The sequence below is a fragment of the Chitinophaga sp. CF118 genome (assembly GCF_900112615.1).
Lineage (GTDB): Bacteria > Bacteroidota > Bacteroidia > Chitinophagales > Chitinophagaceae > Chitinophaga.
The window spans coordinates 65,093-88,585 of record NZ_FOMK01000006.1 but is presented as its reverse complement, the minus strand read 5'-3'; the positions used below and the strand labels follow the sequence as shown (position 1 = coordinate 88,585).

The 23,493-nt window shown below is 42.0% G+C and carries 16 protein-coding genes and 1 pseudogene; 2 read left to right on the top strand and 15 right to left on the bottom strand.

Annotation, left to right across the window (positions count from 1 at the left end):
- Nucleotides 1-22: 22 nt before the first annotated feature.
- The 8 genes and pseudogenes from BM176_RS22530 to BM176_RS33155 form a co-directional block, all read right to left on the bottom strand.
- Complete coding sequence (locus tag BM176_RS22530) at nucleotides 23-2,833, bottom strand: FAD-binding and (Fe-S)-binding domain-containing protein (RefSeq protein WP_090106598.1); 2,811 nt, start codon at nucleotides 2,831-2,833, stop codon at nucleotides 23-25.
- A gap of 77 nt (nucleotides 2,834-2,910) precedes the next feature.
- Nucleotides 2,911-3,804 carry a glycerophosphodiester phosphodiesterase family protein gene (locus BM176_RS22525; RefSeq protein WP_090106750.1) on the bottom strand — a complete coding sequence of 298 codons (894 nt, stop codon included), beginning with the start codon at nucleotides 3,802-3,804 and terminating at the stop codon, nucleotides 2,911-2,913.
- A gap of 5 nt (nucleotides 3,805-3,809) precedes the next feature.
- A complete protein-coding gene (locus tag BM176_RS22520; protein WP_090106597.1) occupies nucleotides 3,810-4,724 on the bottom strand; it encodes a FecR family protein in 915 nt (304 codons plus the stop codon).
- Between the two features lie 82 nt (nucleotides 4,725-4,806).
- Nucleotides 4,807-5,325 (bottom strand): RNA polymerase sigma factor, encoded by a 519-nt coding sequence (locus tag BM176_RS22515; RefSeq protein WP_090106596.1) that lies wholly within the window; start codon nucleotides 5,323-5,325, stop codon nucleotides 4,807-4,809.
- Nucleotides 5,326-5,509: 184 nt separating this feature from the next.
- Nucleotides 5,510-5,959 carry a DoxX family protein gene (locus BM176_RS22510; RefSeq protein WP_090106595.1) on the bottom strand — a complete coding sequence of 150 codons (450 nt, stop codon included), beginning with the start codon at nucleotides 5,957-5,959 and terminating at the stop codon, nucleotides 5,510-5,512.
- 38 nt (nucleotides 5,960-5,997) lie between these two features.
- Complete coding sequence (locus BM176_RS22505; RefSeq protein ID WP_255373575.1) at nucleotides 5,998-7,323, bottom strand: alpha-L-fucosidase; 1,326 nt, start codon at nucleotides 7,321-7,323, stop codon at nucleotides 5,998-6,000.
- Between the two features lie 65 nt (nucleotides 7,324-7,388).
- On the bottom strand, nucleotides 7,389-8,201 hold the full coding sequence (locus BM176_RS22500; protein WP_369823753.1) for a TlpA family protein disulfide reductase: 813 nt from the start codon (nucleotides 8,199-8,201) through the stop codon (nucleotides 7,389-7,391).
- A 33-nt stretch (nucleotides 8,202-8,234) separates the two neighbouring features.
- Nucleotides 8,235-8,561: pseudogene (locus BM176_RS33155) on the bottom strand (DUF4369 domain-containing protein); the annotation flags it as partial.
- A 140-nt stretch (nucleotides 8,562-8,701) separates the two neighbouring features.
- On the opposite strand from BM176_RS33155, the gene BM176_RS22495 reads away from it, so the two are divergent.
- Nucleotides 8,702-9,637 carry a lysophospholipid acyltransferase family protein gene (locus BM176_RS22495; protein WP_369823752.1) on the top strand — a complete coding sequence of 312 codons (936 nt, stop codon included), beginning with the start codon at nucleotides 8,702-8,704 and terminating at the stop codon, nucleotides 9,635-9,637.
- 33 nt (nucleotides 9,638-9,670) lie between these two features.
- A complete protein-coding gene (locus BM176_RS22490; RefSeq protein ID WP_090106591.1) occupies nucleotides 9,671-10,645 on the top strand; it encodes a fatty acid desaturase family protein in 975 nt (324 codons plus the stop codon).
- 71 nt (nucleotides 10,646-10,716) lie between these two features.
- Here the strand turns inward: BM176_RS22490 and BM176_RS22485 are convergent, their stop codons facing one another.
- The 7 genes from BM176_RS22485 to BM176_RS22455 all read right to left on the bottom strand — a co-directional run bounded on the left by BM176_RS22485 (nucleotide 10,717) and on the right by BM176_RS22455 (nucleotide 23,455).
- A complete protein-coding gene (locus BM176_RS22485) occupies nucleotides 10,717-12,732 on the bottom strand; it encodes a RagB/SusD family nutrient uptake outer membrane protein (protein WP_090106590.1) in 2,016 nt (671 codons plus the stop codon).
- Between the two features lie 405 nt (nucleotides 12,733-13,137).
- Nucleotides 13,138-14,292: a hypothetical protein gene (locus BM176_RS22480; RefSeq protein WP_090106589.1), complete on the bottom strand. Its 1,155-nt coding sequence runs from the start codon at nucleotides 14,290-14,292 to the stop codon at nucleotides 13,138-13,140.
- Complete coding sequence (locus BM176_RS22475; RefSeq protein ID WP_090106588.1) at nucleotides 14,289-15,296, bottom strand: DUF2157 domain-containing protein; 1,008 nt, start codon at nucleotides 15,294-15,296, stop codon at nucleotides 14,289-14,291. The genes BM176_RS22480 and BM176_RS22475 overlap by 4 nt, the downstream gene beginning before the upstream one ends.
- Nucleotides 15,297-15,382: 86 nt before the next feature.
- Nucleotides 15,383-16,441, bottom strand: a complete 1,059-nt coding sequence (locus tag BM176_RS22470; protein WP_255373574.1) for an alpha/beta hydrolase family protein — start codon at nucleotides 16,439-16,441, stop codon at nucleotides 15,383-15,385.
- 73 nt (nucleotides 16,442-16,514) lie between these two features.
- The gene (locus BM176_RS33075) at nucleotides 16,515-18,434 is read right to left on the bottom strand and encodes a TlpA family protein disulfide reductase (RefSeq protein ID WP_090106586.1); all 1,920 of its coding nucleotides are present in this window, start codon (nucleotides 18,432-18,434) and stop codon (nucleotides 16,515-16,517) included.
- Nucleotides 18,431-19,807, bottom strand: a complete 1,377-nt coding sequence (locus BM176_RS22460; RefSeq protein ID WP_090106585.1) for a RagB/SusD family nutrient uptake outer membrane protein — start codon at nucleotides 19,805-19,807, stop codon at nucleotides 18,431-18,433. The genes BM176_RS33075 and BM176_RS22460 overlap by 4 nt, the downstream gene beginning before the upstream one ends.
- Nucleotides 19,808-19,828: 21 nt before the next feature.
- Entirely contained in the window at nucleotides 19,829-23,455 is a 3,627-nt protein-coding gene (locus BM176_RS22455; RefSeq protein ID WP_090106584.1) for a SusC/RagA family TonB-linked outer membrane protein, read from the bottom strand.
- Between the last annotated feature and the right edge of the window lie 38 nt (nucleotides 23,456-23,493).

The window sequence follows — 23,493 nt, the reverse complement described above, 5'->3', positions numbered from 1 at the left end:
ATTTGCGTCCTTTTTACAATAATCAGCTACATTCTTCTACCAGGTATACAATAGATTCATAATTCTTCTTCGTTACATCCGCCAATGCCATTTCGCAGGTTTTGGAGCTGGAATAATATCCTTGCTTCTCATTCTGCAACACTTCTTCGGCTTCCTGTCCGGTAGCAGATTTCACCAGTTCCGGGAATAAAAAGCCCCTGTCGCCCGCCATTCCACAGCATCCTGCATACACAGGAACATTTACATTCTCTGCACATGCTTTGGCGATATTGGTAAGTTTATAGGCATTCTTCATCTTCGTTAATGAACAAACGGGATGCAGAGCCACCGTATTTTTCTTCACTTTAATAGGCAAAGAAGGAACTACATGATCATTTAAGAAATCAACAGTATCAAGAATAATCAGCTTATCAAAACGGGCTTTGTTGGTTTCGTTCAGGTAAGGCCGGCATTCCAGCAAAGTATAAGTACAGGAGCTCATGTCCAGGATCACCGGCAGTTGCCCCTGCTGCGTTTCCTGCCATAGCCACTCAATTATTTTGTTCTTTGTATAAGCAGCTGCATCGGCAAATCCTTTGGAAGAAAAGGGCTGTCCGCAGCAATGACCATGAATATTCACAGGGATCTGTATGTTGATACCCGCACGCTGTGCTACAGTCAGAAGACTGTCAATCATACTCTTTTTACCTTCCATACTGCTCCCCATACTTCGGGTGATACAAGTGGCAAAATAAATGAAGGAGGGCTGGGGAACGATAGTCTTTCTGATCCGAATAGGCCCGGTTTGTTCCGCCATCCACAGTGGGAAAGATGGTACCACCTTCTTTAAGAAGCCTGTTAATTTTGTCATTGCCTGCTTACCAAACACTTTGTTCACAAGTACTCCGGATCTCAACAACAACTTCACCACACTTTCCACTGTATTGAAATGCATGGCAGCCTGTTTTGCTACTTTATTTGCAAAGGCTGAATGATTCTCTTTTCTTAATCGCTTTACGAGGTCGCCGGTATTAATGTTCACCGGGCACTCAGTAGCACAAAGGCCATCTACAGCACAGGTATCTAACCCGTCGTACTGATATTGATGCAGCAATGTTTTATAATCAGCAGTGTTATTATCCTTTTTAAAGTTTGCCAGAGCGCGTCTCGCTACGATTCTTCTGCGAGGTGTCATGGTAAGATCACGGCTCGGACATTTATGTTCACAGAATCCGCATTCAATACATTTATCCACTTCTTCCTCTACTTCGGGCAATGACTTCAGGTGTTTAATATGAGCCAGTTTATCATCGTTAATGATCACGCCGGGGTTTAGAATCTGCTGCGGATCTACCAGTTCTTTCAGTTGCCGCATAATCTGATAGGCTTCTGCTCCCCACTCCACTTCTACAAATGGCGCCATATTACGTCCGGTACCATGCTCAGCTTTCAGGGCACCATCGTATTTGTTGACTACTAGTGAAACCACTTCATCCATAAACAGCCGGTAACGTTCAATTTCCATTTCGGTATTGAAAGATTGTGTAACCACAAAATGGATATTGCCGTCTTTTGCATGACCGAAAATGATTGCATTCAGGTATTCATATTTGATGAACAACGCTTGCAGGTCCGACAAGGCAGCGGCTAGTTGCTCTACCGGGAAAGCAACATCTTCCAGCACCACCGTAGTGCCTTTGGCACGCACAGCGCCCACAGAAGGGAACATTCCTTTCCTTATTTTCCAGTAAAGTTCACGGGTATACGTATCTATAGTAAATGTAGCCGGTGTAAGCAGGGATAAAGGGATCTGTTCAAAAGCAAGAATCTTTTGTGCCACCTTCTGCTCATCCACATCCTGGTACTCTACCAGCAAAGCAGCTGCTGGTTCCGGTAAAAATTCTATGATAGAGGGAATACCTTTGATGGTTTCAATAGACCGTAAAGAGGCTCTGTCCATCAGTTCTATCATCTCAGCACCAGAATCTCTCAATGGCACAATAGCATCACAGGCATCCTTCATATTCTTAAAGAACAGGATAGTGGTAGCCTTTGCCGGGTAATCGGGCACCGTATCCATTACTGCTTCTGCAATGAATCCCAGTGTACCTTCTGCACCTATCATCAGGTGGGCAAAGATGTCCAGCGGATGTGTATAGTCTACAAAAGCATTTAATGAATAACCAACGGTGTTTTTAGTAAGGTATTTCTTACGGATGCGATCGTACAAAGTGGTATTGTGATGTACCTGACCCCGCAAGGTTTTCAATCCTGCGGCCAGAGCGGCAGATTCGGCCTCAAACCGGGTATAGTCTTTCGGTATAGCGGTATTATATTCCTTCCCGTCGGGCAGTATAAAATGTAATGATCTGAGGGTATGATAGGAATTCAGTTTTACGCCACAGCACATTCCGCTGGCGTTGTTGGAAAGGATTCCTCCCATCATGGCGGTATTGATAGAAGCGGGATCTGGTCCTATTTTTACGTTATGACTTTTCAACGTATAATTCACCACACTGCCTGTAACACCAGGCTGCACCTTTACCGTGGCTCCATGATCCAATGGCTGTACTTTCCGCCAATGTTGGCTCAGATCGGCAAGGATACCATCTGTAATAGCCTGCCCTGACAAACTGCTTCCTCCGGCCCTGAAAGTAAGCGGAATATTCAGCTGCCTGCATAAAGCAAATAACGCCCTGACTTCTTCTATATTGGCTGGCTGCACTACAGCCTTCGGGACCATATGATAAAAACCCGCATCTGCAGCATAAGAAACAAGATCTAAAAGGCGGCTTTTGATACGCCCGGCAGGAAATATACTTCCCAGGTGCCCCACAATTTCTGCTGTTACCATAATGGGAACAATAATACAAAAAAAAGGCCGTCAAAGTCAAATGACTCGGACGACCAGGGTTGTCATAGGTTAGATAGCTATTTCTTTTGATAACTGCCGGCAACGGCAACCAGTTTGTCAGGACAATCAGTAATAATGCCATCTACACCATAGGAGATCATTTTCTCCATATCGCGTACCTCATTTACCGTCCACGGTAAAACAGCCACTTTCTTTCCGTGTGCTTCTTTTACCAGCTCAGGTGTAACCACAGCAAAATAAGGACTATAGATATCAGGTGTAAATCCCAGTGTTTTTATGTTAGCATCCAAACCTTCTTCATTGTAGATCAGCAATGCTGTTTTTTGTTTAGGAAAATCTTTGTGAATGATTTGCAACGTTCTGATGTCGAACGATTGAATAATCACTCTCTCAGCAATATGTTTTTTGTTGATCACCTCCATTACCAGTGCAGAAAACACATCCGGTTTGGGATGAAAAACACCATCGCCCTCCGGAGAACATTTCGTTTCCATATTATAATACACCGGTTTCAGATGATGCAACTTAACATATGCTTCCACACTGTCAATCAGCTCAGACAACAGTGGTCTGTATGTTTTTATTTTTTTCTGATCAGGAAACTCCGCATGAGGTTTTGTACCTGCATCATATTTACGAACACTATCGTAAGTCATTTTATAAATGGCATAACTCTTCTCATTCTTTTTATCAATATCCTTGCTGTCAGGCGTACGCATAAAGCCGGACGACATATACACATCATGTGATACTACAACCTTATTATCTGAAGAAATCACACAATCCAGCTCCAGTGTTCTCACACCCAGATCAATGGCATGGATCATTGCAGGAATCGTGTTTTCCGGCATTAAAGCACGACCACCACGATGTGCCTGTACATCTATTTTTTGTTGTGCAGAAGCAGCCGAAGTAACTATTAACGAAACAAGAAGAATATATTTTATCATATACATTAATGTTGAGGACCTTTAATAATGATTGTGTTATTTTGTTCCGCTATTGCCAGTTTATTCATATTCCCCATCGACTGTAATATTTCCATGAGTGAATCTGTAGGCTGGATAGTTCCTGTAAAATAGATTTTATCCAGTTCCCTGGCATCATATAAAATCTGCACATGGTATTTAGCAGCCAATGAATCAAGTACAAGTTGAATGGGCGAATTACTAAAGGTCATTGATTCTATATGTTGTATAGTATCTGTTTTAAATACAGTCACTGCTACCACACCCTTTTCCACATTGTATTTCATTTGCTGACCGGGAGAAAGATAGATAGCTTTTTTCCAATTGGCGGACGGCTGCCCGGCAGGTTTTACCATTACTTTTCCGCTATACAATTTTACTGTTATATCACCTGCATTCTGTGCTACATTAAAAGATGTTCCTAATACCGTTGTGGCTGTTGGTCCGGCATACACCACAAAAGGGTTTTTCTGATTCTTAGAAACATTAAAAGAAGCATGTCCTTCCAGAACAATTTCCCGTTTCAACTGTACAAAGGGTTGCTTAAAACGAATGGCGCTGTGTTTAAATAATTGAACTACAGTACCGTCCGGCAAGGTGATTATTTCCTTTGTATTAGTATCATTACGTTTCTCTTCCCATTGCACAAGATTTTTCGTTCTCTTTGGCAATGACGCAATCATCGCAGGTTTACTATTATTCCTTTTAAATATGCCTATTGTTATAAACAATAATACAGTCGCAGCAACGGCAGACCACAAACTCTTTCTTAAGGTCAGGCGCTTCTTTTTATTAAACAGTTCTGCTTCAATCTGACGGTACATCCCTTCACTTAAATTAGCAGGTAGTGGTGTTTCAGCATCAGCCTTATCCCAATCATCTTTTAAGTCGTCCTGTCGCAATGTTAGGTCTTACATTTAGTGTTAATATAATAATATCAAAATGGGTACGTATGAGCAGTCGTGTACCCCCTGCTGTTAACATTTAGATAATACCAATTGATCTCACATGGCGTAATGCTTTTGTAATATGATCTTCCACAGTCTTCACCTGAATAGACAGATGATGAGCTATTTCTTTGTTTGTAAAGCCATGTACTAACCTGAGTTCAATTACTTTTTTCCGTACCGGTGGGAGATTTGCGATAGCGGCATTGAGATAGTTTACCTGTTCAAACTCCTGCATGGGATGCGCGATAGTCTGGTTATCCCGCATTTGTACGATCAGTGTTGCCTGCATATTATTCTGATGGGTTTCCCTCCGGAAATGATCCACCAGAACAGAATTGGCGATCGTAAACAGCTGTGTTTCCAGAGAAAACTCTTCTTTCAGGGTATGTTTGTATTGCCAGAGCTTAATAAAAGTCCTTTGTGTCAGCTCCTTTGCAGTATCATGAGAATCATTCCTTTTAAGAAAAAAGCGGAATACTTTGCGGTGCAACAAATCATAGGTTTGTTTGAACACCTTTTCGTCTCCATTATTCAGTTGTGAGATTACACTCATTAATACAAAAATTTGCAACAGTGATCTATTTGGCAAAGGAAGTCTGCAAATTGAGTATAAATGTTGAGACGTAAAGTTATATTACTGTTAACTGGGTTAATCAGAATCAGGCTGTATCATAAGTCCAATACAGCCTGATTTTATAGATATATATAGTTGTTCTTATAATTCTCAGCCCCCTGATTTATTTTTGAGACTTCTTATTCAAAAAACTATCCAGGCTCCATTTGTACACAGGAATAGTTGACAGTAAAAAGCTCCCGGCGCTTGCTGTAAACACTGAATAGTTCAGGGGTGCTTGTATACCAAATGCAAATGTCATACACAATGCGAATAACAAGGTGAGTATGCCGCTGCCTATTGCAGCCCAGCGGGTCCAGAGGCCAATGATAAGAAGAACACCAAAAATAATTTCACTTCCTGAGGCCACTGCCGCAAAGATCTCTGCAAGGCCTTCAGGTAAAAAGAATATCACTTTATTGGCATACACCATGAAATGCTTCCAGTCGCCCCAGGTTACGCGGGAAGCTCCATTAGGGCCCCAAACACCGAAGCGGTCGAGTCCTGCACAAAGGTAACTCGCTGCCAGGGCTATACGCAGGTAGAGTTGAAAAAAGGACGTATTGTTTTTCATAAGATAGTATTTGTCATGCAAAAGTATGTCATAACAGGCTATTTTGCACCATCAATCGTACTCTGTTTATAATTACTGATAGCAGGTTTATACTTCACATTCTCAATCTTAATCACCACTGGGTTAGGCCACTTCCTGTCAGTATAAAAACGTTGCCCGTTTACAGCACTGATTAATAATCCCACTGGTGTGGACTGCGAATAAATACCGGCATCAAATCCTTCTTTATATTCTACCAGTTCACTACCATATCCAAGTATAGATACTTTAGTATGTTCATTGCCCTGCAAGGTTCTTAGTACAAGGTCTTTCCTTTCTCCGTATTTCCAGTCTTTTCCACCGGGAACAAAAGCATATACGGTGCTGGTATCTTTGCCACGGGTGAACCATACATTTCCTTCATGTGCAATATTCCAGGGCCTTACGCCACTTACAGATTCGCCATTTGCAAGGTTCCACAAGGCAAGTTCACGCAGTAATGCTTCCTGTTCTATCTGGATTTCTCCATCTGGTTTGGGACCTACATTCAACAGCAGGTTACCACCTTTTGCACGGGTTTCTATCAGCATATTAATCATTTCCGTACCTGACTTCTGAGGGTCGTTAGTAGGTTTGTATTGCCAGTCGGTTCCCATGGTGAAGCATGCTTCCCAGGGGCCTGGTAAAATGGAATCCGGAAGTTCCTGTTCAGGTGTATTCATGGCGCCCCGGGTTACCACGATCTCCGGTTGTAACTGCCAGGCGTATTCTTTTAATCCTTCTGCCGGTCCGTCAAAGAAGATAAAATCTATCTTACCGTAGTTGGTGAGTAATTCTTTAATCTGTGATTTATCATATGCCATGAGGCCGGGATTCTTTTCAGGAAAATGCTGAGGATGCTGCATTCTGCCAATTGGAATATGATGTTTGTATAAATAGTAGAAGTCTTCAGGAGAATAATACACCCCAATAGCAATACCCTGTTTACGGAAGGCATCGAAGATAGCCCTTGTGGCATCCTTTTTAAAAGGGGTATTCATGATATTGAATTCCGTGGTTTTGGTATCCCACATACAGAATCCGGCATGGTGTTTTGCCGTGAATACCACGTATTTCATACCAGCCAGTTTTGCCAGTACGGCCCAGTCGTCCGGATTAAATTTGTGTGGATTGAATGTTTTGGGCAGTTCTTCCGTGAAGCGTTTGAGATAATCATCGGAAGCGCCAGCCATAGAATGACTGATCACCGCTCCCACCTGTACGTCCACACTCCAGTGGATGAACATACCCAGGCCCAGATCCATGAACCATTTCTCTTTCTCCGGACTATTAGATGTTTTTTGCGCATTGGCATAAAGACATATGACAAGGCAGACTACTGCCATCAAAGAACGTTTCAACATGGTGATAATAATACGGAGAAAAACGGGGAATTGCAAGCTATTATGATCTATAATATTTCTTCCAGTTTCTTTTCCAGCGCGGCTTCATCTTCAGATCCATATCTGCCAATGATCACTCCGTTCTTATCTATCAGAATTTTAACGGGCAATGAGTAGATCGCAAACTTATGACCGATATCTTCTTCACTAGGAAGTCCTTTCAACTGATTTACCAAATCAGATCCACGAAGCACGTGATACCAGATTCCTATATGATCCTGCTCAACAGCAGTACGCCATGCCTGAGGATTCCTGTTATCATCCGCTATGCCGATGATAGTAAATCCTTTGCTTTTATATTTATTAAACAGGGCGATGAGATGAGGATTACTTACCCTGCATGGTACGCACCAGCTGGCCCAGAAGTCTAATAATACCACACTGCCTCTGAATGAAGATAATTGCAACGGTTTATTGTTAATATCAACTGTTGCAAAATCGGTCGCTTCACTACCCGGTGATGCGGCAGTCATCACATGGATTTCTTTGGATATTTCTTTACCGGCAAAACTCTCTTTTATGCGGGGTGTTAATTGCAGATACATTTTCCGTAAGGTATCCAGCGGAAGTATTCGTACAAATAAACTCAACTCTAAACCGCTGATATAAGAATCCGGATGTGTGGATATAAAGTTTAGCGTATGTTGCTGAATCGCATTGTCATAAGAACTCAACTGATCATGTATAGCTGATACAATTGCTTTCAGGGAGTCCTGCACGCGTTCACTTTGCTGAGCATCAACGGCCTTTCCCCAGGCATTTTCGGCTTTATCATATTTTATTGAAAGCCGTTCCGTTTCCTTTTTTACCTGCACCCTCATGTTATCCAGGCTTTCGGATTCTGCTTGTGATACAGATCCTTTTATGACAGCTAACCGCAGATTTCCTCCTTTAACAGAGATCTCAATCACGGAAGGTTCCAGCATGAATTCTCTTGTTAACTGATATTCTTCATCAGTGGGAAATGGGGTAAAATGGAGTATTGCGTTTGCCGGTTCAGAGATACTTCCTTTCAGCCGAAACTGGCCATTTTCTATTTTTGAACTGTCCTTATGGCCCTCATAAGAGAGGTAAATATATTTCTGCCGGCTACCGGTTATATGCCCATTTATTACAAAAGATTGTGCAACCAGCTCCGTTGTTCCTAACAGCACAATACATAATGATAAAAACCTCTTCATCAGTCTAATGGATTTCGGGGGTGATACTACGGAGAAAAATGACGAATTACAACAAAATATCATCTCTTTTACCCAAATAAAGGCCCCCGTAGGGGTATACTGTAATTTTAGCGTTATTGTTTATGTGTTAAACTGTTGTTATACAACTAAAATACATTTTTTTAAATTTTAATATATCGTATTTTGTGGCGAATATGTCAATGTATTTTTTCGTTTTGCCATTTATCTATCTGATTTCCTTACTACCATTTCCAATATTTTATGGGGTATGTGATTTCATGTTCGTACTGCTATACTACGTTACGGGTTACCGTAAGAAGGTAGTTATGCAGAATTTGCGTAATGCGTTTCCTGAAAAATCAGAAAAAGAGATCAGGGCAATCAGCCGTCGTTTTTACAGATATTTCTGCGATTTGCTGCTGGAAACATTCAAAACACTGACTATTTCAAAAGCATCTGCTATCAAACGTTGCAAACTGACTCCAGAGGCACGGGAAGTTTTTGACCGTTATGCCTCTGAGAATAAGAGCATTATGATAGTGATGGGGCATTACGGTAACTGGGAATGGGCAGGAAATACATTCAGCCTGGAATGCAAACATCATCTGTATGTGGTATATCACCCGTTGTCTAACAAACACTTCGACGGACTGATCTACAGAATGCGCAGCCGTTTTGGCACCGGGCTCATTCCCATGAAAGATACTTTCCGCGATATGGTACAAAATAAAAGCGAGCTGAGCGCCACCGCTTTTATTGCTGATCAGACACCCGCACCTGCCACTGCTTTCTGGACTAACTTCCTGAACCAGGACACACCTGTTTTCTGGGGAACAGAAAAAATAGCCCGCAAGCTGAACTACCCGGTAGTATATGCCAAAGTACAACGGGTAAAAAGAGGATATTATGAGATTTCGGCCAGAACACTTTTTGAAGAACCCGCTAAAACTGCTGATGGTGAAATTTCCGCTGCACACACAAAGGCGCTTGAAACTGATATTTGTGCACAACCCGAATACTGGCTGTGGAGTCACAGAAGATGGAAACATACACGTCCGGAAAATGCAAAAAAATAAAGACACAACACTAAATATATACTTACACCTACAATGCTTAAAGGAAAACAACTGATTCTGGCTACCAAACCATTTGCCAAAGAAACACCGTGGAAGAGCTGGTATTATACGCTTTCAACAGCTGCCATCCTCATCGGTCTCTTTGCATCTGTAGCATTCATTCCATTTCTGCCTGTCCGCATACTATGCAGTGTGCTCTGCGGACTGGTAATGGTGAGGATGTTTGTGATCTATCATGATTACCAGCACCACACGATCCTTTACAAATCAAAAATTGCCAACATCCTTTTTTCGGTATTCGGTGTTTTCATTCTCGCTCCGGCAAGTATCTGGAAACGTTCTCATGATCATCACCATGCCCATAATTCTAAGCTGTTCACTGCAAGTATCGGCTCCTACCCGATTATGACCAAACAGAAATTCCTGGAATCTTCTGAAGCTGAACGACGTGCTTACCTGGTACAACGCCATCCGTTAACTATCTTATTCGGATACACCAGCATGTTCCTGGTGGGCATGTGTTCCCGCTCATTTTTGAGCAGCCCTTCACGCCATTTTGATTCCCTGCTGGCAATCTTATTCCACTTTGCCGCAGGTACTCTTATATTTATTTATATGGGATGGGTAAGCTGCCTGTTGCTAATGGTACTACCCTTCTTCTTAGCTTGCGCTATCGGCGCTTATCTTTTTTATGCACAACATAATTTTCCCGGAGTAACCTTCAGGGAGAAAGAAGGCTGGTGTCACGAGAATGCGGCTATGGCTTCTTCCAGTTACATGTTAATGAATCCTTTCTGGAACTGGGTAACCGGAAACATCGGTTATCATCATATTCATCACCTGAATTCACGTATTCCTTTTTACCGCCTGCCGGAGGTTATGGAGGCCATACCTGAATTACAACAGGCTAAAACAACAAGACTGGCTCCTTCTGCAATTGTTGCCTGCCTGAAACTAAAAGTGTGGAATCCGGATGTAAATGCGATGGTACCATTAAGCCAGTTATAAACTGATTATAAATAAAAAAGAGAGGCTGGGTCATTTGATCCAGCCTCTCTTTTTTATTTATAATCAGTTTATTAATATCCTACATTCTGGCCTATGTTAGGATAGTTTTCAATAATTGTCTGCGGGATTGGAAGCGCTTTGCTATACTCTTTGTAACCATAGTTACTAAGTATCTGCGAAGCTAAATTCCAACGCACCAGGTTTGCAAAGCGGAATCCTTCTCTATAGAATTCAATTCCATATGCAATCTTCAATTCTGCTCTTGCATCATCTGCAGTGGACACACCCACAGTTGACCTTCCTGCTCTGATACGGAGCATGTTGATGAACTCAACAGCGCTACCCAGATTACCTAATTCAATATCTGCTTCTGCACGGATCAGGTATGCCTCTGCATAACGTGCTGCCGGACAGAAGTTCACAATCATCGTTCCACGATAGAAATACTGTAAGAAGTCGCCGGAAAGGCTGTAAGAAAGATCCCATAATACCTCCGTATTCGCGGGATCTTCATAGATCCGGATAGAATCTATCAGGGAATAATTACCGCTCTGAATAATTGCATCTGCATATGATTTTGCTGTTACGAAATCCTTACCAGCCAATGCTATTCTGGCCAGGAACACTTTAGCAGCACCTGAAGTCATAGGGCGGTAATCACCGGAATTAACTTTAGCCGGCAAAGCGGGTAATGCAATATTAAGCTCCTTCTTTATGAATTGGTAAGTATCAGCAAGTGTGCTGCGGCTTATATTGGGAGACATACTCAATTCCGTATTGACAGGCACTCCGCCGAAATAGGTAGCCAGTTCCAGGTATGCATAAGCACGTAAAGCTCTTGCCTGTGCGGCTATATTTGTAGTATCGCCTGTCATGGTAGAAAGACTCAGGATAATCCTGTTCACCTGCTGGATGGCTGAATATTCGGCCTTCCATATATTGGCAATGGTATTATCAGAAGCTCCAAAGGTAAACTGATCAAAAGTACACCAGTTAGGGAAGCCGTTACAATCTGCCTCATCACTCAGCATACCGTCCATCATAATGAGCAGTTTCTGCTGAGCACCTATTGTTTTCGCAGCATTGATTAACGCTGTTTGCGCCTCATCAACGGTTTTGATAGTAGCCATCACGTGGTTTACTTCATAACCAATCAGTATTTTCTGCGTAGTCGTTTCACCGTAGGCGATAGTAATCTCACGAATAGGTGCAGTTCCTTTATCATTAGCATTAACAATACCATCCTGGTTTAAATCAGTAAAGCGGAAATCACCGGGTACAGCGCCTAATTGCATCGGTGCATTGCTTATTTCTGCTGTCGACTGGAAAAGTGTATCTGTGGTTACATAAGTATTACCGTTTGCATCAGGCCAGATGTTGGACAGATTTCCTTTTGTTACAACGGCGAAATAACTGGCAGGTGTAATACCAGTAAAATGTGCAATACCATTGTCATCGGTAGTAGCTGTATAATGAGGAGTATGATTCTGATATTCCAGGCTGGTAAGATAAAGGTTTACTGTAGCACCAGCAAGCAGCACACCACTGCGATGCTCTGTATTCCATTTAGTAGCATCATACACAGTAATGTTGGCTTTACCCGGACTGGTAGTGAGCAATTTAGCAATGATATGCACTATCTGCTTTCCAGCCTTACCATCGGCAAATAGAATCAGCACTCCATTGATATAGATATGGCCGTCAACTACTTTCACTTTCAGTTCTTTACCACTGAGAGCAATAAGTATTTTACCATCCGTCAGGTCAGAAGCTTTGATCACACCCTTTACGATATGACTTTTCACAACGCTGTCCGGGAGATCACTTCCCATTGTTTTTGCACCTATATCGTAGGTCCCGATTGCTTCATCGCCGGTAGCAAATACGGTTAATCCTCCAGCAGCATCTGTAGCGCTGATAGTGGTCTTTTTAAGTGCTATTCCAAACTGGCTTAAGGAGTCTACCCCTGATAAATAAGTTGTAATTTCTGTGACAGCTTCCGGCTGTGTGGACGGGGAGTTCTCATTGTCTTTTTTTGAGCATGCAAAAAGGCCGCATACCAAAAGCGGAAAAAGGATTTTTTTCATAGAGCTATATGTTGATTAAGGATATATAGGTGATTTTCAATATTGTCCCTTTAATAAAAGTATAAGTTCAGAGGCTTCAGATTGCTACAAACATCATGCAATATACTAAATTATTTTAATGTGACTGCATTTTCCAGGGATAATGTGGGTTTACATATTTGCGTTATTCCGGAGTTATTGCCGGGTTATTCCTGAGTTATTCCGTAGATCCAATACAGATGCGGTAAAAAGCCGGAAAAGATCCGGTAGAGATTCGATCATCCTTCGTTCATCCTCCGTTTAAAAACGAAGGATGAACGAAGGATGACCCTTAACCTACTCTTATTGAATGAGTTATAAATAGAGAAAGGGCACTCTCTTAACAGAAAATGCCCTTTCTTATCATACAAATTGTTTATAGTATAGCTAGTATGTACCACTTGCTCCACCACCACTGCCGGAACCTCCACCAAAATCGAAATGGTCTCCCTGTGTTCCTCCCTGATGAAAGGATTGTGCGATAATCAATGATTCAAGCTGTATAGCATCTGTTACATCATCATCTGTCTGTTCCGATGTAAATCCTTTACGGGATGGCTGCAGTAATTTTGTAATGCCATATGCCACAGCAATCAGGACGATACCGCCTAATGTCATTGCTACTTCTATGGGTGCCACACTATGATAGGCACGGATCGTAAATACAATTCCCGCTATAAGGAATAACCCGGTCCGGATCAGAATCCTGTCCTTTTTACGGATGCCCGCAAATATGTATAGGGGTGGCAATATGATGGTGAAGATCCAGAAGATCCATCCCCCGGGAATACTCTCTCCGGTCAGCAGGTAAAGATTAAACATCTCATTGCTAACCTCTCTTACTACAAAATAGTTTCCTGCCAGGTAAAGGGTGATAAGGGAAACGATCTGCAACATTTGCAGACAACTTAAATAATGCCTGTAAGTTTGCACCTTTGCCAGTTGCACAGCTGCCAGGTATACGGCGAATGAAGCTCCCATCATCGTGAAAGGAATGATCATCCATCCTGCAGAGATGAGTATACAATATAACAGTGCCAGGAAAGAGAGGAAAGCTACAACACTCATCAGCACATCCGCAAAACGCAGCACGAAAAACGTGGCTGGTAACAATACCAGTAAACACATCAACGATGGTGGCATATGCATATCCGTTATTATAAAAACTGCTGTAATAATAGCTGATCCGCTCATCCACATCAGAGCAGTATCAACTCCTGATTTATGGTGTTTCTTTTCATGTACCATATACTCAATGGCAGCATAACAGCCCAATCCGAAAATGAATGTCAGTACTCCAATCGCCTTTTCTCCACCGTTCATTGTTAACAGGCAGAAAAGACCAAAAGAAAAGAACACAATAATCACTGTCAGTATAAAAAGTCCGATCCGCACATAAGGATTAGGGGTATAAAGATCTACAGGATAAGCCGTTTTGATCTGCTGATATTCTTCTGCTGTGATACACTTTTTATGTAGCGCTTTTTCTGCAGCTTCAATTACCTCAATGTTATCCAGCGTTTTACTATTATAGGAAATCATGCTTTCTTAATTCTTTTGTTAATGTTTACGAGGAATACCACAGCACCAATACCAGAGACTATGAAATAAAGCATTCCAAGATAGAATGCGCCCATACTATCAATGGCTACCAAGCCTCTTACCACCATATAACTTAATCCTATATAACCATACAGTGCAACGATGAGCAGGAAATAAAAAGAGCGTTTCTTCATTGCCTGCATGTAACAGAACACAGTAACAGCAGCCATTAACAGGAACCATCCCAGGTAACCGTATCCATTTTCATCCCCGTACCGGTTCCCAAATCCATCACCCATTAATCCTGCAAGACAGGCAATCATGAAAATATGTACACCGAAGTTGCTGTATGTAAATGCAAAGTGTTTTTTTAAATTCTTACGGTCGCCCATATAGGCAATGAAGACAAGTAATGCTCCAATGAAAACGCCTGTATTAATAAGCCGTCCGGTAACAAAAAAATCATTTGACTGAAAAAGCTGTAAAGGCGTTACCGTTAGTCCAAGCCAGGCGGCAAAGTTTGTGATAGCCATACTCAGGATGCCCAGATGATCAAAGAAGTAAGCACAGAAAAGCAATACCAGCATCGGGATAAATGTAGCGGCACCATAACGCGTACCGAATACATTGTACTGTACCTGCAAATAGGCTAAGAATGTGAGAAAGGTTAAACATCCCAGTAACAGCACATAATCAAAAAAGCCATTGGGTGCAAGTACCTTATTCCAGGAGAAAGGCAACTTTTTACGATAGCAATATGCAAAGCAGCCGGCACTTATCAGTGCTATCAGCGCTAATATTGCCTGATGACCGATTGTGTCAATATTCTTGTAGATAAGAATCCCCAACCCTCCGCTCAGCAGCAATACTCCGAGGTAGAGTATTGTTTTTAGTTCCCAGTGAAGGGAAAACAACTTATTCGCTGAAATTAAACGTACCTTCTCTGTAGAAGTGGGGGAAACTAACCCATCATTTTGAAGTTTCTCAAACAAATGTATATTCATGACTTATAGAATGCCACGAAAAATATAACATTTAATTTACATTAACTACGATTTGATGTAAAATACTTATTTTCATGCCGTTACAATCACTTTACTCCCCTCTGTTTATTTAACCACACCTTTATATCCTCTAATACTTCCGGTGCAAAATCTTCTTTCAGGGTAGCTGGCTCCTGCATAGTACAGGTTACACAATGCTGAAAAAGATGATTCAACCCCTTAGCTGTTATCACCTGCACATGTTTTACATACCGCTGGTAATTGCCTAAGTTCTGTGTTGCATCCACCATAATATCCTTATCTCCATTAATGGCTAATAAGGGACCCTTTACCTGTTTAAGATAAGGCACAGGATCAAACCGGATATGGCAACGATACCAGGGGCCGGTAGCCTGCATAATATAACTTTCCAGCGGGAAGAAGAAATGTCCTTTACCCTTTTCCTGAGAACCCTCTCTTGCCATCTTCTCATCATCCAATATCTTCCACACTGCATAGGCAGAACGGATATGTTGTTCCAGATCCGGTGCATCTGCATAGGCATAAACTGTATCGAACAGGGTATTGTTTACAGCATTGTATCTATCCTTTGACTGCTGAGAGATGGGAGCACTGCTCACAATGGCTGTATTCTGTTGTTTTAAAGCCGTTAGGCCCGAAGTTGCCAGTCCGGCAAGACTGATTACGAAAGCAACGTCTTTGCTCTGCGCAGCGGCCATATAGGCAGCAGCACCGCCTTCGCTATGTCCTATTAAACCAATCTTACTGATTTCTTTTCTTGTTTTGAGATAGTCAATGCCGGTGAGTACGTCTTTTGCAAAATCTGCTGTAGTAGCGTTTTCATACTTACCGGTGGTTTCACCTACTCCCCTGTCATCTACTCTTAATACAGCATATCCATTGCGGGAGAGATAGTCTGCAATAACGAGGAACATCTTATGCCCGGCCATTGTACCATCACGGTCCTGCCGGCCCGTTCCGGATACGAGGATGACGGCAGGGGATTTTTTCTTGTTTTCAGGAATAGTTAATGTAGCACCAAAGTGAATACTACTGTCTGCATTATAGTATTGTATCTTTTCGGCTATGTAAGGAGTATCCTTTACCGGCAATACCATCATCATCATCGCTGCAATTATCATCATACTATTGATCATTTAAAAAAGAGAGGTAGTGGATACTACCCCTCAGGTTCATCACTCTTATTATTATTCGAAATTATTTAGCCAGTTCAATCATCATACTGATTTCGTCCGCCAGTCCACTGGGACTCCCCTTATATCCAACTTCTGCGAAACGGATCTCTCCTTTACCATCAATCACTACCTTAAAAGGAATACCGGAGGTTTTGATAAGCTTTGCATATGCGGCATAAGTATCTTCCCCTTTATCAAACAATACCTGGAAAGGGTATTTTTTATCAGTGATAAATGTCTTCACCTTTTCTTTATAATCCGGCGCACGTTCCTGTGTGTCTACAAATAAGAATACAACATTGCTATCCTTCTTAAAATGTTCCTGAGCCATCTTCATGCCAGGCATGCCCGCTTTACAGGGGGCACACCAGGTTGCCCAGAAGTCGAGCACTACTACTTTACCTTTCAATTTCTCCAGGGAAACCTCTTTACCGTTCAGGTCACTAAGTACAAAGGGCGCAGCTGGTGTACTGATCATAGATGCTTTCACATCTTCTTTCAGCAACTCCATGGTATGAGCATCTTTAAGAGAAGCCAGGTAAGCATCAAAACCATTATCGTTATTGTATTCTTTTTTCAGGAGATCAAAAATGGTTGCGGATGCCTGGTTTAACCGTACACTGTTGCGTAATACTTCAGACAGTTCTTTCTTTTTATCTGCCTGCTGTAATAACTCTGCCTGTACTTCATTCAGCTCTGCTCTTGTGTATTGCAATAACTGTTGTGCATAACTGGCCAGTTCCAGTGCTTCTTTATTTCTGCCGGTTTCTTTTAAGATGCGGGCATGTGTGATATAGTCATTTACAAACATTTTATCACAATACTCCCGCCATTCATCCGGTGAATAATACCAGTACTCCACAGGTTGTGCTGCCTTTAGCTGCTGAAAGCGATCCATTATTGGTTGAGAGAATGTATAAGCTGTTTTAGCAGGCATCGTTTTCCAGTCGGCATAAGGGATTTCCACCATTTTGTAATAGACGAAGGCTAATACGATGAACGGACAGTCTTTAATGTAGGATCTTAATATAGCGGTATCTTGTCTTGCGATGCTTACAGAAAAGAGATCCCGGTAGATTTTACTGTAGTCAATACCCATTGCTTCATCCAGTTCGTAAGAAGCCGGGAAGTCTTTTAAGAATTGTTTCCATAACAACACGCGCTTATCGGGATCTTTTTCTTTGGAAGCTGTCAGGTATGCAGGCTGTTTAGCTGGTAAAAGAGTCCTGATAGAATCTGCCCGTGCTGGCTGATGGAGATAACGTTCATACACATCTGCCAACTGAAAACGTTCTTTATCTTTTAAATCAGGCTGATGCAGCATATAGGAAGCAGCTCTATTCATACGGGTTGCATCTGCAAGACCAGTAGCGCCAATCTGTTCCAGCCTGCCGGCAGTAGAGATATAGGTTATAGCCAATGCTCTGCTGGCTCCACGGAAGCGGGCAATTTCATTGCCTATCCAGAAAAAAACGGCGCTGTCACTAATGTTATATGATTGGAAATAGTCAGGAATACCAAGGTGTAACCTGGGAGCTCTGAGAAATGCATATCCTGCATTATTAGCAGCAGCCTGTTGACGACCCGGATGAGTTATCATACGCATATATCCACTGTCGCGGTTATTATCAGTTACATTACCGGCTTTGAATTTGAATGCCACAAATCCTGCCGCAGGTGGTAGCTGAATGGTTACTTTATAGTTTTCATCCAGTTTTATATCAGCTACAGACCAACGGTATAAAGTATCATAATAATATGCCACTGCTTTTACCGGTTTACCGGTTGCCAGCATAGTACTATCAGGATGATAGGCTAGCGTAATCTGCTTACCTACTTCCGGTGCGTTTGGTGTTATAACCAGATTTTTTTCTATCTGCGCTTTTGCCAGTGATACACTGCACAACGCAGTTATCAGGCACATTGTTCTTCTTAATATCATGGGTTTTGTTCTATTTCCGGGTTAAAACTGATATTGTAAGCCGCTATAGGAAATACATACCGGTTACTGTTAGGATCCAGTGTATATGTTACACCCTGCCAGGTACGCGTATAGGTACGGCTAAACAGTGGATCATTTTTCAGGCGGCGCTGATCATACCAGGGAAGATGACGACAGAAGAATTCACGACGGCGTTCTTCCACTACTTTTACAACTGCATCATTCGCATCTGTTGCGGAGAGTGGTGTATAATCTGCTGCTGCAAAACGTTTTACTCTCAACTGGTTCACCATCGTCATAGCGCCATTGGCATCATTATTACGCGCCAGACTTTCTGCTTTGATCAGGATCATTTCAGGTACGGAAGTACCAATGTTACGGGTATCGAAAGTATATCTTTCACGGGAAAAGAACCTTCCGGTATAACCGCTCCCAAGGTTAGTGGCTGCATCTAATGTAAATAATTTATAGCGGAGATCCTGTGTACCCAGCAGTACAAGCAGTTCGTCACTCAATCTTAATGTAGATGGAGGATAACTGGCAGATTCATATGCTATCTTTTCAAGGATAATTTCCGGATCCTGTAGCTTTCTGGGATAAGTAGTGATGGTGGCCAGATCATTCAATGCGGACTGTAACAGCAAGGTGCTATCCGCATATAATCCTGCACTGGCGTAATTACCCATAAAAAGGTACATACGTGCAAGCAATGAATATGCCGCAGCTTTCCCTGGCAATGTATTAACACTTGTAAACTTAGGCAAAGCATTGACAGCGCCTTTCAGATCTGCTTCCAGCCTGTTGTATACAGTGGCGACTGTAGCACGGTTCAGTTTTGCATCCAGACTGGGGGTCAGTAATAACGGCACCCCTAAATCTGAAGAAGCAGTCGTTGCATTATACGGCTTTGCATATTCATTTACCAGGTTCAGATAAGCATCTGCACGGTGAACCATCGCTTCTGCAATCAATTCTGCCTTTACTGAATCAGAACCACCTGTACTCTCCGGCACTTCATCGATAATAATATTACAGTTATAAATACGTGCGTAGTAAGTATCCCAATCTTTATCCCTGTCAGTAGATAACGGATAGACCGGTGACTGCCAGGTATAACAGTTCATTATAAAAGTATAACTGCTGTTACCTGCTATGGATGCCTGCTGTATACTATCTGTTATCGCAACATCTGCGGAAATAAAATCAGGCAATTTCCCGCCTGCCTCAAATGTACCGGTATAATTCAGGAGATAACGGTAATTCACCGTCTCCTTTGGAATCAGGCTGCCCTGTGTTTTTATATCTGTGAATTTGCTGCATCCTGCTGAAAGTATTACACCCAGCCACAATACGGCTATATATATGTTTCTCATTCTTTCTTTTTTTGAGCTGAATTAAAAACTAACATTCACCATCAGGTTATATTGCACTGTTGGAGGCAGATGCAATACATTACCCAGGTTTGGCAGAAAATCAGGATCTACTCCTACCTTATTCTTCTTCCATATTAATCCGAGATTTCGTACTGCAGCATTCACATGCAGGTTCTTGGCAAGGATTTTTCCTGCTATATTTTTAGGCACTTCATATCCCAGGGATATTTCACGTAAGCGGATATAATCTCCCGGCTGAATATTCAGATCTGAATAAGCATATCGTAGCGTACTGTTAAACGCATAGGTGCCAGCTACACCAGGAACATTGGTGATAGCCTCATCTCCCGGCTTCTGCCAACGATTGGCAATATCAGCACTCACGTTATAACTCAGTCTCCTGGTAGTAGGATAAGAAGATACCGTTGGATTCCTGAATACACTGCCGAAACTGTATGTAGTCAGTACATACAATGACCACTGATGATAACGGAATGTATTGGTAAAAGAACCATAATAAGGAGCTGAGGGACGGCCTGCATATTTAATGGATTTCATGTCTGTTATGGTCTGATTAGCTTTGAGCTTGCTTCCATCTCCTGCATACACCTGCATCAATCCTGTACTGTCAAGACCAGCACTTCTATATGCAAATATTGCATCTACCGGGTAATCTTTAATTAAACTACCACTCAAACTTGAAAAGAAACTACTGGTAGCTTTAAAGCGGTTATCTGTAATCTTATTGCTGTTATAAGAGAAGTTGAGTATCATATTCCAGCCAAATGATTTGCTGTCAATAATCGCTCCGTTTAATCCGATATCAATCCCTTTATTGGACATCGTTGCACCATTCAGCGATAGAGTGCTATTGTTAATACCGGTGTACGTCGGGTTCACATCAAAAGTAGAGATCAGGTCCTTACCTTTTTTGTTATATACATCGATACTACCACCCAGGCGACCATTAAACAATGAGTAATCAACGCCTGCATTAAATACATAGGTTTTTTCCCATCTCAGTGTGGGGTTAGCAGCAGAACTAATAACGGCATAAGGTAATCCGGTCTGGTAATCTGCAGCACCTAAACTGATATTTGTAAACGGCATGATCTCCTGGTTGATATTACCATTGATGCCATAAGTAACACGCAATGACAGGTTATTCACCCAGCTAACCGGCTGCATAAATTTCTCCCTGTTGATATTCCAGCTGATCCCCGACGACCAGAAAGGTTTAGCACGGTATTTTCTGTCCAGTCCAAAGTTATTATAATCATCATAGCGTACACTGGCAGATAAGGTATAACGGCTCATTAAGGTGTAAGCTGCATTACCATAATAGGAAAGGAAACGTTTTACTTTATCAATCTGCGAAGGTGCACCATACAGTGAACCCGAACCATAATTGTAAGTATTATACTGCACGCCATAAGCGGGAGGCTGACTGATGCCTGTCGACTGGTTATATCCCCACAGCGTGTAGAGATTCTGGCTGATAGATGTTTGACGAGCTTCCATACCTGCCAGCGCATTCAGTTCATGGATCTTTCCAATTGTACCATTGTATACAAACTGCCCGCGGGCGCTGTAATTATTAAGAGAAGAATTACCAACACTCAGTATACCACCATTAGGTACACCTTTCACCAGTTTACCGGCAACAATGGTAGTGCCTGTATTGTACAGATCCCTGTTATTAAAACTACTGTCGCCAAAATAGATGCGGGAATTATAATAAGTACGTTCCAGCGCATAAGCAGCTGTAAAAGCAAGCCCTTTATAGATAGGAATATTCAGGTTTAAATTTCCGCTGTAATTATTATCATGAGAGCTGTTACTGGAAAGCTCCAGTTCTTTCAGGTAATCATATCCCCAGTTCTGGTAACCAAGTCCCTGTAATGAATCAGCATAATGGCGGCCCGCACTATAATAGAATTTATCGTGTATATCATTATAAGGCATGAATGTTCTGCCACCACTTGATAACGCACTCAACCCTATACCATTTGCAGCATAATTGAAGAATGCTGCTTTCAGACTGGTAGATAACGTAATCTTCTTTATAATCTTAAATTCCTGGTTAGCTGTTAATGTGAGTCTTTCGCCGGAATTTCCTTTTGTACTCGGTGTTTCTTTTGCGTAGGAACCGGACAGGAAATAAGTATGTACATCACTGCCACCACTTACAGACAGGTTGTACGACTGGCTATTAGCGCGCTGCATCAGGTATTTGGTGATCTGTCCGTAATTATTGATCGCACCCATCTGTGCAGCCCTTGCATCATATTCCGCCTGTGTAATCCTGCCGGACTTCAACTGGAATGCGAGATCCATCCCATCACTTACATAACTTTTAACACCCGCTGTATACGGGTTATAAATTGAAGTATTCACCAGTCCTTTATCTACCAGTTCTTTTTCGTAGTTCAGTTCCTGTGTGGAGTTCATCAGTTTTAAGTAGCCGATATCGGGTTTGTCCTGTGTGCTGAATCCGATAGAAACATTAACTACGGGCATACGTGTACGTCCTTTTTTTGTTTCAATCACAATTACGCCATTAGCCGCACGTGCCCCCCAGATGGATGCTGCAGCAGCATCTCTTAAAAAAGTGATTTGTGCAATGTCGTTTGGATTAAGTGTTTTCATATCCAGTTCAGTAGGAAAACCATCTACTACTATTAACGGAGATTTTTCACTGTTAATGGTACTCGTACCCCTGATATTAAAATTATAATCGTTTCTGCCAATCGTTCTTGTATTACTGGATGGAGCAGGTGTATTGTTATCATACACAAAACTATTATCTCCGGAAGTTATCTGCATCTGCAAACCGGGTACCTGACCTTCCAGTCGTTGAATCACGTTAGCCGTCGGTACCTTTTCCAGTTCTTTACTTGTTATTACGCCAAACGATCCGGTAGCACGTTCTTTAGGCAAATTCACATAACCAGTAGAAACCACTTCCACAGGTTTCAGGTAACCTGTTTTATCTTTCAGCGCAATGCTGTACCAAACCGTTCTGTTTACCGGAATCTGCTGACTTTCATACGCCACACATGATACCTGTAATGTTTTCGTAGTAACAGGGATTTTGATTTCAAACTGTCCTTTACTGTTGGTCATTACCATGTTCCTTGTGCCAGGAACCATTACAGTAGCAGCAGATACGGGTTCCAATGATTCATCTGTTACCATACCCAGCACCATACGGATCTGCGGTGTTGTATCCTCTGTTGTTGCTGTTACTGCGGATGGCACCCTGCTGGAAGCTGCTTCCTCCGAAACAGCTTCTGCAGGTACTACCTGGTTGGTTTGGTTATTATCTTTTGACTTAGCCGGTGCTTTTGAATAAATAGCGTACTGTGTACTCCCCAGCTTTTTAAACTGCAGATTAAATGGTTTCAGTACCGCTGATAAGTAATCTTCCACTTTCCTGTAACTGCCATCGGCAGGCATATTCACTCTTTTATTCGCTACCAGTTCATCTTCATAGATAAAGGATACATGAAATAATTTTGATGCATTATTTAAAGCATCTTTCAATGTTTGTGTTGGTTGACTTTGGTCGGTTACGGCAGCAAACATCTGTAAGCTACTGCAAAGCAGCAGGCAACAGAAGGCCGCAATCCTTTTCAGATTGATCATGCCCAGAGCATTTTAAATTACAAATAATAGTACCTGTC